Source organism: Corynebacterium tuberculostearicum (genome assembly GCF_013408445.1).
Lineage (GTDB): Bacteria > Actinomycetota > Actinomycetes > Mycobacteriales > Mycobacteriaceae > Corynebacterium > Corynebacterium tuberculostearicum.
Genome location: NZ_JACBZL010000001.1, coordinates 1,233,950 through 1,248,990, shown reverse-complemented (window position 1 = coordinate 1,248,990; position 15,041 = coordinate 1,233,950). Strand labels below are relative to the sequence as shown.

The window sequence follows — 15,041 nt, the reverse complement described above, 5'->3', positions numbered from 1 at the left end:
GGCTTGCGCGCCGGCATCAGGATGTGGAAGCGAGCGAGGAAAACCGAACTCGCCTATCCAACTATCCAGCAAAGGATTTTCTAGCACCATGTCCCAATACCCAATTACTTTGACCGGTCGCCTTACTCGCGATCCCATCCTGACCAAGACCTCAACTGGGGCCTATAAGGCTAAGCTGCGCGTCGCTTCTTCCCGCCGAATTCCGGACCGTCAGGTCGATGCCGGCGCCAATGATCCGGAAGGCAACAACCCCAAGGCCCCGCAGTGGCGCGACGTGGACCACCTCTACATCGACGTCGAAATGTGGAATCAATTCGCCATCAATGTGCGCAAATCCCTGGCTAAAGGCATGCCGCTGGTCATCGTGGGCTCCTTAGTTACAGAACAATGGCGCGATGACCAGGGCACCGATCACTTCCGCACGTTCATTAAGGCGCAGTACGTGGGCCTGGATCTGAACCGCCACGTTATCGGTACCAAGCGGCTCGCTCCGCAGTACAACCAGGAAAATATTGCGGTCCCAGAACTGGGGGACAACGCCATCGAACCGGACGTGGACCACAGCCTGCCGCCGCAGCAGGCAGGGCAGGGAGATACCGCTGTCGATACCGCGGCCGACCGCTATCTAGCCGAGCGCGCCGTAGCCGCACGCGGTGGGGAAGAAGATTCCTTCGACGACGCCGAGGTGGAAGAGGAAGCTGCCGAGGCAGAATCCGCCCCAGTAAACGCATAAGCGTTTCCCCACCGGCTTGATCGCCTCGGGTGTACCTGACCCGAGGCACTTGGGCGGTGGTTCTGATGTAGTGTTTGTGTAGATAAATACGTCTCCCAAATTTTTGCAAAGGGGTAAAAGTGGGCGAATTCATCTACACGATGAAAAACGTGCGCAAGGCAATTGGCGATAAAGTCATCCTTGACGATGTAACAATGGCGTTCTACCCAGGTGCCAAGATTGGTGTGGTCGGCCCTAACGGTGCCGGTAAGTCCTCCATTCTGAAGATTATGGCCGGCCTGGATCAGCCTTCCAACGGCGAGGCCTTCTTGGATCCGGGTGCCACCGTGGGCATCCTGCAGCAGGAGCCGCCGCTCAATGACGAGAAGACCGTACGCGGCAACGTCGAAGAGGGCTTGGGCGATATCTTTGAAAAGAAGCAGCGCTTCGAGCAGATCGCCGAGGAAATGGCCACCAACTACAGCGACGAGCTCATGGAAGAAATGGGCAAGCTGCAAGAAGAGCTGGACGCCGCCGATGCTTGGGAGGTTGATTCCAAGATCGAGCAGGCCATGGAAGCTTTGCGCTGCCCGCCTTCCGACGCCCCAGTGACCAACCTTTCTGGTGGCGAGCGCCGTCGTGTAGCGCTGGCTAAACTCCTGCTCACCGAGCCGGACCTGCTGCTGCTCGACGAGCCTACGAACCACCTGGACGCCGAGTCCGTGCAGTGGCTGGAGAAGCACCTGGCCGATTACCCGGGTGCTGTCTTGGCCGTGACCCACGACCGCTACTTCCTTGACCACGTCGCGGGCTGGATCTGTGAGGTTGACCGCGGCAAGCTCTACCCGTACGAGGGCAACTACTCCACCTACCTGGATAAGAAGCAGGAGCGCTTGGAGGTTGCTGGCAAGAAGGATGCGAAGCTGCGCAAGCGCCTGAAGGACGAGCTGGAGTGGGTACGCTCCGGCTCGAAGGCCCGCCAGGCCAAGAACAAGGCTCGTCTGGAGCGCTACGAGGAGATGGCTGCCGAGGCCGAGAAGTACAAGAAGCTCGACTTCGAAGAGATCCAGATTCCTACCCCGCCGCGCTTGGGCAATAAGGTTGTGGAAGTCAAGGACCTGCAGAAGGGCTTCGATGACCGCGTCCTGATTAAGGACCTCTCCTTCACCCTGCCGCGCAACGGCATCGTGGGCGTTATCGGCCCGAACGGTGTGGGTAAGACCACCCTGTTTAAGACCATCGTTGGCCTGGAGCAGCCGGATGCCGGTTCCGTCGAGGTGGGCGATACCGTCAAGCTGTCCTACGTGGACCAGAACCGTGAGAACATCGACCCCGAGGCAACCGTCTGGGAGGTTGTCTCCGGCGGCCTAGATTACATTCACGTTGGTCAAAACGAGATGCCGTCGCGTGCTTACCTGTCCGCGTTCGGCTTCAAGGGCCCGGATCAGCAGAAGCCATCCAAGGTGCTTTCCGGTGGTGAGCGCAACCGCCTGAACTTGGCGCTGACCCTGAAGGAGGGCGGCAACCTGATCCTCCTTGACGAGCCGACCAACGACTTGGACGTGGAAACCCTCGGCTCACTGGAAAACGCGCTGGAGAAGTTCCCGGGCTGCGCCGTGGTCATTTCCCACGACCGCTGGTTCCTGGACCGCACCTGTACCCACATCTTGGCCTGGGAAGGCAATGTGGAAGAAGGCCAGTGGTTCTGGTTCGAGGGTAACTTCGGCGATTACGAGAAGAACAAGGTCGACCGCCTCGGTGAAGAGGCAGCCCGTCCTTCCCGCGTGACCCACCGCAAGCTGACCCGCTAAGTAGCTAACGCCTTAACTGAGGAGAATGATGGCAACCCCAAGCGTGCACACGTACCGTATTCAAACCCGCTGGTCGGATTTTGATATGTACGGCCACATGATGAACGCAAACTACATCGAGCTCGCCCAGGAAGCGCGCCTGGCCTTTGCGAAGGAACATATCTATTCCAAAGGCCTCGACTTCGTGGCGTTCGTGCGCCACCTCGATGTGGACTTCCAGCGCCCGATGGAGTTTAAGGACACCACTACGGTGGAGGTGGAAACTACCATTTCCCAGATTGGTACCACCTCGTTTACCACCACTCAGCAAGTGAAGAACGCCCAGGGCGAGGTCGCGGCAACCGTGGATTGCGTGCAGGTAGTCATTGACCGTCAGCAGCAGACCCCGCGTCCATTGACGGACCAGGAAAAGGATATTCTGCACAATACCGCTGCCAACTAGCAGCGGGGCAGAGCACAGATGAGAAAGGCAGGGCCCGAAGGCATGGTCACCGAGACTCTAGAAATTGGAAGCGGTGGACCTGGCCTTCGGGCCCTTGTCACGCGCGCGGTTGGCTTGGACGCGGGCGCGTCGGTGCGGCTGCGCCAGCTGACTGACGACGTCGTCGATGTCTTTGTCACCACCCCCTTCGAGGTGGTTGCCTCTCGCCGCGTCCAAGGCGTCGCGTCTCGCGATGGAGCTGTGGTTTCTGCTGCCACGCTCGCCGAGCAACTCAAAGAGCATGAATCTAGCGGCACCTTAGATTTGGGTCCTGCCCGCGATCCATCCTGGCCGGGAGCCTTGCCGCCGGCCACGGGTTACAGCGTGGTCGATACCTTGCCGGTTACCGTGGTGCGCGATCTATCCGATAAAGGCCAACAGCTAACCCGGCAATTTTCTGGCCCGATGGGCCCGCCGTCCAGCTTGTTGAATCAAACCGTTGTCACGGTGGAAGGCGATGGCGCCACGGTCGAAATCCCCATGCGCATGATCTTTGCCTGCACCAACCTGGGGCTTATTCCTGGATTTTCCGCCCCGATGGACGTGCCGCGGCACCTGCGGGTGGCTCAGCTGGGTCGGTGGGTGCGACTCGACGCCCCCTTTGGCAGCATTTACCGTTCCACCCGCTTGTCCTTGTTCTAGCTTTCGCCGCCAGGGCGCACACCCTGGTGTTCAACAATCTCGGCGTACCACCGCCCCATAATGGGCGACATTGCCCGAAAAGTAGTCTGCCTTAGGGGTAGGGGGACCCTGGCGTGGTAGCCTCCCAACCCCTGTGAACAGCATGTTTAACGGGGGTGTTGGAGTAATGCTACCCCCGCAGTGTGAATTAGCCAGCAGAGCGCCGCGCGCAAACGTGTCCTGCGTTACTCTTACATGGTCGATGTAATTTCCTGCACCCACAAGGAGACTATGTAATGCGTATTGCTGTGCCAAAAGAAATCATGAATAACGAGAATCGCGTGGCTCTTACCCCGAGCGGCGCGCAGACCCTCGTTCAGGATGGTCATGAGGTCCTCATTGAGACTGGTGCCGGTGAAGGCGCTTCTTTCCCGGACTCCGAGTACGAGGCCGCGGGTGCCAGCATCGTTGGCACTGCGGAAGATACCTGGGCACAGGCAGAGCTGCTGCTGAAGGTGAAGGAGCCGCTCGAGGCTGAGTACCAGTACCTGCGCCCAGACCTCACCGTCTTCACGTACCTGCACCTTGCGGCGGATCGTCCGCTGACTGAGGCACTTGTCGACGCCAATACCACCGCCATCGCCTATGAGACGGTCACCGACCGCCACGGCACCCTGCCGCTTCTCACCCCGATGTCTCAGGTAGCTGGCCGCCTTGCCGCCATCGAAGGCACCCACCACCTGTTGTCCACCCAGGGTGGCCGCGGCCTGCTGGTCTCCGGTGTTCCGGGCACTCAGCCAGCACGCGTCGTAGTTATCGGCGGCGGCCAGGTCGGCGCGTCCGCTGTAGCTATGGCCCACGGCCTTCGCGCCGAGGTGACGGTGCTGGACCTCGATCCGCACGTTCTCCAGCGCTTCGATGACCAGTACGCCGGAGGCGTCCGCACCCTGATCTCCGATCCAGCCACCATCGATAAGGAACTGCAGGAAGCCGACCTCGTCATCGGTGCCGTACTTATTCCGGGAGCCGCCGCGCCGAAGCTGGTGCGTGAAGAGACTGTAAAGAAGATGAAGAAGGGCGCGGTGCTCGTCGACGTAGCGATCGACCAGGGCGGTTGCTTCGAGAACTCCAAGAAGACCTCCCACGATGACCCCACCTTCAAGGTGCATGACACCCTGTTCTACTGCGTGGCGAATATGCCGGGTGCGGTGGCTAATACCTCCACCCGCGCGTTGTCTTCTGCGACCCTGCCGTACATCCGCGCGGTGGCCAACGACAGCCTGGATGCCGCGATCAAGCGCTTCCCAGGTCTGGAAGGCGGCGTCATGACTCGCGGTGGCCGTCTGGTTTCCGAGCCTGTGCGCAAGGCCTTTGATTGGGAAGACTAGTCATCACCCGGCGTAGTCAGCGCTAGATACACCACAAGCCCGGCGCCCCCGCTAGAAACGGGGCCCGGGCTTGAGTTATCTGCGCCGAAGGGGCTGGCGTGGTTATGGTGCTTTGTTGATCATCATGGCGGCCACGCGCTGCATGTGATCCCAAATCATCTCGCGGTAGGCGGGTGGGATGGTTTCCTCGTCGATGTCCGCGAGGGAGTTGCCCATGAGTTCTAGCCACCGGTCGTGCGCGGTGATATCGATGGGGTAGGGGGCGTGGCGCATGCGCAGGCGCGGGTGCCCACGGTTTTCAGAAAATAGCTGCGGGCCGCCCCAGTATTGTGCCAAGAACCAGGTAAGGCGCTGTTCGGCGCCTTCCCAGTCGTTATCGGGGTACATCGGGCCAATGACATCGTCCTCTTTGACCTGGGAATAAAAGCCGTGGACGAGGCGCTCAAAGGTCTCCATGCCGCCGATGGCCTCATAGACAGAATCCATTTACTCTTCTTCTTCCTTGCGGGGATCGGCAATGCCGATGCCGTGCGGGTAGGGGGTGGTAATACCTTTAGTGTGCATGACATTGAGCACGCGGGACTGTAGGAAACGCTGAACGTCCCACTGCTTGCCCGGCAAGGTCTTGGTCGAGACACGGAAGGATACATAATCCGGCTCAAAGCCAGACATGCCGTCCACACGGGGTGTGCTGAGGATGAGCTTGCGCACCTTTTCGTCCTGTGCGGCTTCTTTCACTGCGTCCTCAATGATTTCGCCGGCCACCTCTGGGTCATTAGAAAGGCCCACCGGAATTTGGATGCGGGCAACGGAGTACTCATCGGAGTGGTTGGCTACCTGGAGAATTTCACCGTTGCGCACGTACCAGAGGGCGCCATCGATATCGCGGACCGTGGTGATGCGCAGGGAAATGGACTCGACATCGCCAAAGACGCCATTGCCCAAATCAACCACGTCACCAATGCCGTACTGGTCCTCAATGAGCATGAAGATGCCAGAAAGGAAGTCCTTCACCAGCGCCTGTGCACCAAAGCCGAGGGCAACGCCGATGACACCGGCGGAAGCGATAAGCGGTGCTACGTTAACTTCTAACTCATCCAGGATGGCGATGACGGCCCACACCCAGACGAAGATGGCGGCGGCGGAACGGGCTACGCCGGCAAGTGTCTTGATGCGGGAGGCGCGCCGGGTCTCGCGGGTTTGGCGCATGGCTTCTTCTTGTTGGCTGAGCTCGGGGCGATTGGCGCGGCCCTTGAATTTCCCGCGCAGGCGCTGCTTATCTAGCCCGGAGGACTTGATGCTATTTTCGGCCACTTTGTTGATAACTCGGTGGAGGAGCCAGTGGGCGATAATGGCCAGGATAAGGATGATAGCGATGCGAATCGGGCGCTCGATAAGCCAGCTTTGTACCTTCTCGTCATTCCAAAAACTGGACACGGACTCGATGGCCGAGTCCGTGGTGGAAGCGGCGGATGCTAAGAATTGCGTATTCATCATTCTTTCTTAGTCGAGGACAAAATGAACTGCGCCCATTGTAAGGGCAGAGGCTGAAAGTGCGATGAGTCGTGGGTGTCTGAGAGTGTGAAAATAAATACCCATCTCTCGGTTGGAAATGAACAGCTTGGTCTAGACTGTGGTGCTATGACTGAACGCAGCACGCAGAACCTCGCTCAAGGCTTTACGTCCCGTTCCATCCATGGCGGCTATCACCCGGATCCGCACATGGGCTCTATCAACGTGCCCATTTATGCCTCAACCACGTTTGCACAAGACGGCTTGGCGCAGCTGCGCGGCGGATTCGAATACGGCCGCGTGGCCAATCCGACCGTGCGCTCGCTCGAGCGCACCCTAGCGGCATTGGAGGGCGCGGAGTATGCGCGCGTGTTTTCTTCCGGCATGGCCGCCGCCGATACGCTGATCCGCATCTTGGTGCGCCCAGGAGATCACGTCATTTTGGGCAATGACGCCTACGGTGGTTCCTACCGCCTGCTCAATGATTTCACCGAGTGGGGCGTGGAGATGTCCATCGTGAACACCAGCGATACCGCAGCGGTTGCCGCCGCGGTCCAAGAGAATACCAAGCTCATCTGGCTGGAAACGCCCACTAATCCGGCGCTAAATATCACCGATATTGCCGCGGTGGCCAAGATTAAGGGGAATGCGCAGGTACTGGTGGACAATACTTTTGCCACGCCCTACCTGCAGAACCCCCTGGAACTCGGCGCCGACCACGTGCTGCACTCGACCACCAAGTACTTAGGCGGCCATTCAGATGTACTGGGTGGCGCGGTAGTTACTAATGACGCCCACGTGGACGAGCGCTTGCTCTACTTCCAGGGCAATGTGGGTGCGGTGAGCTCGCCTTTCGACGCCTACTTAACCGCCCGCGGCATCAAGACGCTGTCGGTGCGTATGGACCGCCATTGCGCGAATGCGCAGCGAGTAGCGGAATTCTTGCAGGCGCGACCCGAGGTCAAGCAGGTGCTCTACCCAGGGCTCAAGGAGCACCCGGGGCATGAGCTGGCAGCACAGCAGATGCGTGGCTTCGGCGGCATGATGTCCGTGCGCTTCCACAGTGCGGAGCATGCCAAGCAGATCTGCCTCAATACGCGGCTTATCTGCCTGGCAGAATCGCTGGGCGGAGTGGAATCGCTTATCGAGCATCCGAAGAATATGACGCACGTATCCGCGGAAGGATCCGAGCTGGTGCCGCCGGAGGATCTGGTGCGCATCTCCATCGGTATCGAGGACATCGATGACCTGCTCGCGGACTTGGAGCAGGCCCTCGACGCGCTATAGGCCGCGACACTGGGCCCATAGCGCAAGTGCGGTGGCTAGGAGCGCACCACGGCAAGAAGGGAACCGGCGGCCTTGTCGGTTTCCTGCAGCATGAGCGGGTCCGTGCCCGGCATGGGGGAAATGGTGGTGTCCGGCCACTGGGAATAGGTAGGGATGCCCACGATATGCAGGCGTGCATCCAACTCGCCATCCGGGTGAACGGTGCGGCGGGTGGCCCCATCCGTTTCCGGCGAACCGGTGGGTTGGCCGTGATCGGGGAAGGGGCGCACGCGGGCGGAATCCACCAAGCAGCGCGTCATGGCATCGCCGGCGGTGCGGATATCGGGGCGGTGCATAAAGGCGTCGACAAGCGTGGGCGCCGAAGCCGAGCGCGGGCCGGAGGTCAAGGTGAAGTGATCGGCCTCGATGGACACGGTGGGGTGATCGCCTAGGAAGTGGGCCAGGCCGGCGTCGACAAGCGCGAGCAACTGGCGCACGCGGAAGAGCGGCGGGCCGGAGCCGATCATCTGGCCAAGGGACATGACCTGGCCGTAGCGGCCGGTGCGGGACTCGCGGGTGTAGCGGCCCTCTGCGCCGAGGATGGAGGCCGGCTTGCGCGATTGCGAAAGCGACCACAGTGCGGCCTTGATGGGGGAGTCGTGGCCGGCGGCGGCCTCCCGGATATCGCCTTCCATGGACTGGGCAATGTGCTCGGTGAGCTCAGCGATGTCCCCGGTAAACCCGGCAATCTGGTATATGAGATCGTTCATGTCCCATGGCTCGGTGACCATGGGCGCAATGGCCGCGCCCAGCTCATCGGGGGCGGTGGCATCGATGGCCTCGAGAATCTCTGCGCGCGGGCGCAGGAGGGAATCCGGGCGCACGCGCTCCAAGGTGGTGATATAGGCCTCGTAGCTATCGCGCGCGATGGCAGGCCAGACCTGGGCGTCAAAGTCGATGTCCTGGGTGCCACTGAGCTCCGCAATGACATTTTTCAGGCGGCGGCGCGGCATGGTAGGCGGCAGCTCGCCGTACTCGGACTTGGGGTGGTAGGGGTAGCCGCGGCCAGAGGAAATGATGAAGTTGGGCTCCTGGCCGCAAGGTTCATAGCGCAGGCCGGAGCGCGCGGAAGGATCCTCCACGAATGTGCCGCCGCGCTCGATGGTGGTCAGCGCCATGATGTCATAAAAGCCCATGCCCAGACCGCGCACCAGCACGTCCTCGCCGCCCGGAATGGCGGCATAGTCCTGCTCTACCGGGTTATTAGGGGCGATCCAGTTCAAACCGGAAGCGGCCAACTGCTTTTCTTGTTCGTTATATTCCGGAATCATCCAACCATAGGCCAGTACCGTGGCATCGGCGCGCACCTCGGAGCCATCGGCTAGGTGGAGGACGTCTTGGTGACCATCCTCATTGATGGTCTCCAACCGGCTGAAGTGATTCACGGTGGAAATGCTCTTGGGTAGTCGCGCAATGACCACGTCATAGACCCAGCGCAGGTACTCGCCATACAGTGCGCGCGAAGGATTCGATTCGGGGCGGGTAGCCGCGAGCTCCTCGCGGTAGTCCTGGGCAATATGAGCGGCCGGAGGGTGTTGCTCAAAAAGCTCGCGCTTGGCGGCGGAGATATTCTCGCCATCGCCGCGCAGCAGCTGAATCCACTCGTACTGGATGGGGCCCTCGAGCACCGGGGCATCAACGGTGGAGCCGGGCTCGGTAAAGAGGGTGACCGCGCCGGCGCGAGTATTCATGCACAGCGTCTTGGTTTGATCCGTTTCCCAGATGCGGCCGGCGCCATGTTGGGCGTCATCGATGAGGTGGACAGTAATAGGGTCGCTGGAATCGTCCATGCGGGCGGAGAGGCGTTCCAAGATGGAAATGCCGCGCGGGCCCATGCCGACGATCGCGATTGCTGGAGTAGACATACCTCCTATCGTGCCACATTCAGGCCCTTTCAGGATCATCGGACCTGGCAGTTAGAATAAAATAGACCAGTCAGTCTGCCTGGTTCCTGTTATGTCGATGTTTTGGCAGGTAATACGGTAGACCGTCCAGTCTTGTAATTAGGGGTATGAGTGTGGTCTAATGGGCGAGTACTACTTAAGACTTAAAGGAACTCGAGCTTTTATGAAGCAACTTTCTCGGCTCCTGCGGCCCGTAGCCGCGGTCCTGGCCAGCGGCGCGCTAGCTCTCTCGCTTACCTCGTGCGCCTCTACTTCCCACGCCGCGGAAGATGGCATGGTCACCTATGTCGAGCCCAATATGTTCAACAACCTCTATCCGCCCTCCGGTGGCTATTACCCCAACGGTGGTGTGCTCAATAACATCACGGACCGCCTGCTCTGGCAGGACCCGGATACCCTCGAGCTGCACCCGTGGATTGCGGAGGAGATGCCCAAGGCAAACAAGGACAACACCGAATTCACCTTCAAGATTCGCAAGGGCGTGACCTACTCTGATGGCTCCCGCCTGGATGCTGCGAACGTGAAGAAGAACTATGACCTTTATGCCTTGGGTGACGAGGACCGCATGCTCACTCCATCGGAGCAGCTGCCCAACTATGAAAAGTCCGAGGTCATCGACGACTACACGGTGAAGTTCTACTTCAGCGAGCCTTCCCCAGGTTTCCCGCAGTCCACCTCCGTGATGAACCAGGGCCTGCTTTCTAATGCCACCCTGGATTTGGATGACACCGGCTTCGCGCCGGGAAATGCCACCGCGATTTCCGGTTCTGGCCCCTTCGTCATTGAGGAAGAAGAGCTGGGCACCAAGCTGGTGCTCAAGAAGCGCGAGGATTATGACTGGGCGCCTCCGGCCCGCAAGGACCACCAGGGCCCGGCCGATATTGAGGGCATCAATATCGTGCTCGCGGCCGAAGACTCCGTGCGCGTGGGCTCGCTTGTAGCCGGCCAGTCCGATGTCGCGCGTCAGATCGAAGCTCCCGATGAGAAGCACCTGAAGGATCAAAACCTGCAGATTTTCGCCGCGCCCACCCGTGGCGTGAATAATAGCTTCCACTTCCACTTCCGCCATCCACTCTTGGAAGATAAGCGCGTGCGCCAGGCCATCATCCACGCTATTGACCGCGATAACATCCTGGACACCCTCTTTTCTGATTCCTACCCCAAGGGCACGTCGATCCTGGCCAAGACGGCTATTGGCTATAAGGATCAGTCCGCGAACTATGCCTTCGATCCAGAAGAATCCAAGCGCCTGCTCGATGAGGCCGGCTGGCGCCCAGGAGAAGATGGCATTCGCGAAAAGGACGGCAAGCGCCTGTCCGTGACCTTCAACGAGGCCGTCCCACAGCCGCGCTCTAAAGAGATGTTCACCAAGGCTCAAGAGATGCTCAAGAACGTCGGCATTGAGGCCAACCTCAACCCGGGTGACCGCTCTGCGCAGCAAAAGGCCATGAAGGACCAAGACACCGTGCAGGTACGCCACACCATGACCGGCCGTGCCAATGTGGACACCTTAGCCACGTGGCTGGATGGCACCGGGCGCAATTCTTTCCTCAACTATGACGAGAAGACCGATAGCTTTGGCGATGAGAAACTGCAGAAACTGGTGGAGGATTACTTCGACCTCAGCAGTGAAAAGGATCGCCTAGCCATGACCGGCCGCATGCAGGACTACCTGTCCGAACAGGCCTATATCCTGCCCATGTTTGAAGAGCCGCAGGTCTATGGTTTCCAGCCCTATATCGAGGGCTTTAGCACCGAGGCCATCGGACGCCCATCGTTCTATGCGGTAGACATCAACCCCGCAGAAGGGGAGGACTAAACCATGAGCCTGAAAACTATTGCCCTGCGCATCGGCCAAGCCGTGCTCGTTATCTGGGCAACCTTCACCCTTTCTTTCATCCTCTTGGCGGCACTGCCTGGTGACGCCGTCGCGACCCGCTATGACAACCCCAACTTGGGGCTCAACGCCGAGCAGCTGGCCGCCATCCGCGAGGTTTATGGTGCCGATGAGCCGATCTTAAGCCGCTACTTCAGCGCGCTCGGCGGATTCCTCACCGGTGATTTTGGCTTTTCCGTCGCCACCGGTACCGCCGTATCGGAGATGCTGGCAGATGCCCTTCCCTCCACGCTGGCACTGGCTGTCTTTGCCTTCCTCGTAGGCGTGGTCCTGGCCTTCGTGGTGGCTATTGTCTCCACCTTTGGCCCCTTTTCTTGGCTGCGCAGTTTCTTCCGTAGCCTGCCTTCCGTGATGGTTTCCCTGCCCACCTTCTGGATTGGCATCATTTTGATCCAGATATTCTCCTTTGGTTTGGGCTGGGTGCCGGTCATTGGCGCAAGCGACGCCCAAAGCCTCATCCTGCCGGTAATCACCCTGGCTATCTTCGTGGCCGCACCGCTGGCGCAGGTGCTGCTGCGCTCCATCGATGAGGTCATGGATATGTCCTTCGTGCAGGTTGTGCGCGCCAAGGGTGCTAGCGGCGCCTGGTTGTTGTGGCGCAACGTCCTGCGCAACGCGCTGCTGCCGGCGCTGACCATGGCCGGCCTTACCTTTGGTGAGCTCGTCGGCGGCTCCGTGGTGACGGAAGCAGTCTTCGCCCGCCACGGCATTGGCGCGCTCACCGTGGATGCGGTGGCTAACCGCGATACCTCGGTGCTGCTGGCCATTGTGGTGCTTGCCGCCGCCGTCTTTGTCCTTATCAATCTGATTGTGGACCTGCTCTACCCAGTGCTTGACGTGCGCCTGCGCGAGCGCGAGCACGCGACTTCATCTAGCTCCGCCACCGCTGCCACCACCACCGCCGATACCACCGCAACGAACGAGAAGAAGGTCCAAGCATGAAGCTTAAATCCACACAGCTGAAGCTCACCCCGGGCACCATCCTCTCTCTGATTGTGCTGGGCCTGGCGGTGCTCTGCGCGCTGTTCCCCCAACTATTTACTTCCCAGGACCCTAACCAGGGCGGGGACACCACGGCGCTATTGCAACCCAGTTTCCAGCACTGGTTCGGCACCGATGCCGTCGGCCGTGATCTTTATACCCGCGTGGTCTATGGCGCGCGCCAATCCCTACTAGGCGCGCTCCTGGCCGTACTTTTCGGCCTCATCGTCGGCACCATCTTGGGCATTATCGCCGGCGTGCGCCGCGGCTGGGTCGATGCCGTCATCATGCGCATCGTGGACGTGCTGCTGTCCATCCCCGGACTCTTGCTCTCCCTGTCCGTCATCATCGTGCTGGGCCACGGCATCTTCAATGCCGCCATCGCCGTAGGTATTACCTCGGTGGCCACCTTTGCGCGCCTTGCACGCTCCCAGGTGCTTAGCGTTGCCGGCTCCGATTTCGTCGAGGCCGCCTATGGCTCCGGCGGTTCTTCCTTCCAGGTGCTCGTGCGCCATATTCTTCCCAATTCACTCACCGCGGTCTTCGCTGTAGCAGCCCTGCAATTTGGCCTGGCCATTCTGCAGCTAGCTACCCTTGGCTTCCTGGGCTATGGCGCACCGCCCCCAACCCCGGAATGGGGTCTTCTCATCTCTGAATCGCGCGATTACATCGCCACGGCCGGCTGGTTGACCATCGCCCCGGGCATTGTGATCGTCGCCGTGGTCCTCGCGGCCAACCACCTCAGCCAGAAACTGCGAAAGGCGGCCTAATGTCCCTGCTTAGCATTAGTGATCTATCCATTACCTACCGCACCGCGCACGGTGAGGTAGAAGCGGTAAGCGGCATTGAGCTCGAGGTAAACCCTGGCGAGATGACCGCCATCGTTGGCGAGTCCGGTTCCGGCAAGTCCACCTCCGCCATGGCCGCTATTGGCCTGCTGCCAGACAATGCGTCGATCGTTTCTGGCACCATTACTTTCGACGGCCGCGACGTGACCCAGTATTCCCAGAAGCAGTGGCGTGAACTGCGCGGCCGCCGCATTGGTTTGATTCCGCAGGATCCCAATAACTCGCTTAACCCGCTCAAGACCATCGGTGCCTCGGTGGAGGAGGGCATGGCCATCCACGGGCAGGGCGATAAGGCCTCCCGGAAGAAGCGTGCACTGGAGCTTTTGGAGCGTGTGGGCATTGATGATCCGCAGCGCCGCTATCACCAGTACCCGCATGAGCTATCCGGCGGCATGAAGCAGCGCGTGCTCATTGCCGCGGCCGTGGCATTGGAGCCGGAGCTCATCATCGCCGATGAGCCTACCTCCGCGCTCGATGTCACCGTGCAGAAGATCATCCTGGACCTCCTGGATGAGATGCGCGAAGAGCTCACCATGGGAATCCTTTTCATTACCCATGATCTGGCCGTGGCGGGCGACCGTGCCAATAACATCGTGGTGATGGAAAAGGGCACCGTCCGCGAGTCGGGCGTTGCTGCCCGCGTCCTCACCGACCCCCAGCACGCCTACTCCAAGCGCCTGCTTGCCGACGCCCCCTCGCTCACCGCCCCCACTTCCTCCCAGGCCGCATCTCCCGTGCGGGCCGCCGTGCCCGCGCAACACGAAACCTTGCTCGAGGTGGAAGGGCTGAGCCAACGCTTCGGGGATTTCACCGCGGTGGAAGACATCAACTTTTCCGTGGCCCGCGGCACCACCCATGCATTGGTGGGGGAGTCTGGCTCCGGTAAGACCACCACCGGCCGAGCCATTTCCTTGTTGAGCACGCCCACCTCCGGCAGCATTCGCTTGGGCGGGGAAGACATTAGCTCCGTCCGTGGCAAGCGCCGTCGCGAGCTGCGCCGTTCGATCCAGATGGTCTACCAAAATCCCTTTGGCTCGCTGGATCCGCGCTTGAGCATTGGCGATACCATCGCCGAACCGGTGCGCAATTTCACCGGCGCTTCCAAGCGGGATGCGCGTGCCAAAGCACGCGAATTTCTTGACTTGGTGGCCTTGGATTCTTCCATGGCTTCCCGCCGTCCCCGCGAGCTCTCCGGTGGCCAGCGCCAGCGCGTGGCCATCGCCCGCGCCATGATCATTGAGCCCGATCTCGTGGTGCTCGATGAGGCCGTGTCCGCGCTCGACGTCACCGTGCAGGCGCAGATCCTGCGCTTGCTCGATGAGCTGCAGCGCGAGCTGGAGCTTACCTATATCTTCATCTCCCACGATCTGGCGGTAGTCAACCAAATCTCCGATACCGTTTCCGTGCTCTCCCACGGCACGCAAGTGGAATCTGGACCTACCGCGCAGGTCTTTGCGCATCCGGAAACCGAGTACACGCGACAGCTAATTGACGCTATCCCAGGCTCCCGCTATCGTGCCGGAGACCTAAACTTGGGGCTATAACCGCGCCCCAGAAAGG

General features: G+C 60.4%; 13 protein-coding genes. 10 read left to right on the top strand and 3 right to left on the bottom strand.

All coding sequences use genetic code 11. The features are described 5' to 3' along the window. Positions 1-88: 88 nt before the first annotated feature. The 5 genes from BJ985_RS05900 (at position 89) to ald (ending at position 5,013) form a co-directional block, all read left to right on the top strand. Positions 89-733, top strand: coding sequence for a single-stranded DNA-binding protein (locus tag BJ985_RS05900; protein WP_005327275.1), 645 nt, complete (start codon positions 89-91; stop codon positions 731-733). Between the two features lie 119 nt (positions 734-852). Then, on the top strand, positions 853-2,523 hold the full coding sequence (gene ettA / locus BJ985_RS05895) for an energy-dependent translational throttle protein EttA (RefSeq protein WP_005327274.1): 1,671 nt from the start codon (positions 853-855) through the stop codon (positions 2,521-2,523). Positions 2,524-2,548: 25 nt separating this feature from the next. Beyond that, complete coding sequence (locus BJ985_RS05890) at positions 2,549-2,965, top strand: acyl-CoA thioesterase (RefSeq protein WP_005324005.1); 417 nt, start codon at positions 2,549-2,551, stop codon at positions 2,963-2,965. A gap of 42 nt (positions 2,966-3,007) precedes the next feature. Continuing rightward, positions 3,008-3,646 carry a DUF8185 domain-containing protein gene (locus tag BJ985_RS05885; protein ID WP_005327272.1) on the top strand — a complete coding sequence of 213 codons (639 nt, stop codon included), beginning with the start codon at positions 3,008-3,010 and terminating at the stop codon, positions 3,644-3,646. A gap of 275 nt (positions 3,647-3,921) precedes the next feature. Further along, on the top strand, positions 3,922-5,013 hold the full coding sequence (gene ald, locus BJ985_RS05880) for an alanine dehydrogenase (protein ID WP_005324009.1): 1,092 nt from the start codon (positions 3,922-3,924) through the stop codon (positions 5,011-5,013). A 102-nt stretch (positions 5,014-5,115) separates the two neighbouring features. Here the strand turns inward: ald and BJ985_RS05875 are convergent, their stop codons facing one another. Together BJ985_RS05875 and BJ985_RS05870 are read right to left on the bottom strand one after the other, a co-directional pair. Continuing rightward, on the bottom strand, positions 5,116-5,499 hold the full coding sequence (locus tag BJ985_RS05875) for a globin (RefSeq protein ID WP_179386901.1): 384 nt from the start codon (positions 5,497-5,499) through the stop codon (positions 5,116-5,118). Beyond that, positions 5,500-6,510, bottom strand: a complete 1,011-nt coding sequence (locus BJ985_RS05870; protein ID WP_179386900.1) for a mechanosensitive ion channel family protein — start codon at positions 6,508-6,510, stop codon at positions 5,500-5,502. A gap of 144 nt (positions 6,511-6,654) precedes the next feature. Between BJ985_RS05870 and BJ985_RS05865 the strand changes: the two genes are divergently transcribed. Further along, the gene (locus BJ985_RS05865) at positions 6,655-7,812 is read left to right on the top strand and encodes a cystathionine gamma-synthase (protein WP_005327269.1); all 1,158 of its coding nucleotides are present in this window, start codon (positions 6,655-6,657) and stop codon (positions 7,810-7,812) included. Positions 7,813-7,847: 35 nt separating this feature from the next. Here the strand turns inward: BJ985_RS05865 and BJ985_RS05860 are convergent, their stop codons facing one another. Continuing rightward, positions 7,848-9,716 carry an FAD/NAD(P)-binding protein gene (locus BJ985_RS05860; RefSeq protein WP_179386899.1) on the bottom strand — a complete coding sequence of 623 codons (1,869 nt, stop codon included), beginning with the start codon at positions 9,714-9,716 and terminating at the stop codon, positions 7,848-7,850. A gap of 202 nt (positions 9,717-9,918) precedes the next feature. Here BJ985_RS05860 and BJ985_RS05855 point away from each other — a divergent pair, with 202 nt between their 5' ends. From BJ985_RS05855 to BJ985_RS05840, 4 genes are read left to right on the top strand one after another with little or no spacing between them, the layout of a single operon-like run. Beyond that, a complete protein-coding gene (locus tag BJ985_RS05855) occupies positions 9,919-11,574 on the top strand; it encodes a TIGR04028 family ABC transporter substrate-binding protein (protein ID WP_040425170.1) in 1,656 nt (551 codons plus the stop codon). 3 nt (positions 11,575-11,577) lie between these two features. Beyond that, positions 11,578-12,594: an ABC transporter permease gene (locus BJ985_RS05850; RefSeq protein ID WP_179386898.1), complete on the top strand. Its 1,017-nt coding sequence runs from the start codon at positions 11,578-11,580 to the stop codon at positions 12,592-12,594. Further along, positions 12,591-13,403 (top strand): ABC transporter permease, encoded by an 813-nt coding sequence (locus BJ985_RS05845; protein WP_179386897.1) that lies wholly within the window; start codon positions 12,591-12,593, stop codon positions 13,401-13,403. Before BJ985_RS05850 ends, BJ985_RS05845 begins: the two co-directional genes overlap by 4 nt. After that, positions 13,403-15,025, top strand: coding sequence for a dipeptide ABC transporter ATP-binding protein (locus BJ985_RS05840; RefSeq protein ID WP_179386896.1), 1,623 nt, complete (start codon positions 13,403-13,405; stop codon positions 15,023-15,025). The genes BJ985_RS05845 and BJ985_RS05840 overlap by 1 nt, the downstream gene beginning before the upstream one ends. Positions 15,026-15,041: the final 16 nt, after the last annotated feature.

Excerpts from the sequence above, each read along its gene's own strand:
- BJ985_RS05890 (WP_005324005.1), top strand. The coding sequence starts at position 2,549 with ATGATGGCAACCCCAAGCGTGCACACGTACCGTATTCAAACCCGCTGG.
- BJ985_RS05875 (WP_179386901.1), bottom strand. The coding sequence starts at position 5,499 with ATGGATTCTGTCTATGAGGCCATCGGCGGCATGGAGACCTTTGAGCGC.
- BJ985_RS05885 (WP_005327272.1), top strand. The coding sequence starts at position 3,008 with ATGGTCACCGAGACTCTAGAAATTGGAAGCGGTGGACCTGGCCTTCGG.
- BJ985_RS05855 (WP_040425170.1), top strand. The coding sequence starts at position 9,919 with ATGAAGCAACTTTCTCGGCTCCTGCGGCCCGTAGCCGCGGTCCTGGCC.
- BJ985_RS05860 (WP_179386899.1), bottom strand. The coding sequence starts at position 9,716 with ATGTCTACTCCAGCAATCGCGATCGTCGGCATGGGCCCGCGCGGCATT.
- BJ985_RS05845 (WP_179386897.1), top strand. The coding sequence starts at position 12,591 with ATGAAGCTTAAATCCACACAGCTGAAGCTCACCCCGGGCACCATCCTC.
- BJ985_RS05850 (WP_179386898.1), top strand. The coding sequence starts at position 11,578 with ATGAGCCTGAAAACTATTGCCCTGCGCATCGGCCAAGCCGTGCTCGTT.
- BJ985_RS05865 (WP_005327269.1), top strand. The coding sequence starts at position 6,655 with ATGACTGAACGCAGCACGCAGAACCTCGCTCAAGGCTTTACGTCCCGT.
- BJ985_RS05840 (WP_179386896.1), top strand. The coding sequence starts at position 13,403 with ATGTCCCTGCTTAGCATTAGTGATCTATCCATTACCTACCGCACCGCG.
- ald (WP_005324009.1), top strand. The coding sequence starts at position 3,922 with ATGCGTATTGCTGTGCCAAAAGAAATCATGAATAACGAGAATCGCGTG.
- BJ985_RS05900 (WP_005327275.1), top strand. The coding sequence starts at position 89 with ATGTCCCAATACCCAATTACTTTGACCGGTCGCCTTACTCGCGATCCC.
- BJ985_RS05870 (WP_179386900.1), bottom strand. The coding sequence starts at position 6,510 with ATGATGAATACGCAATTCTTAGCATCCGCCGCTTCCACCACGGACTCG.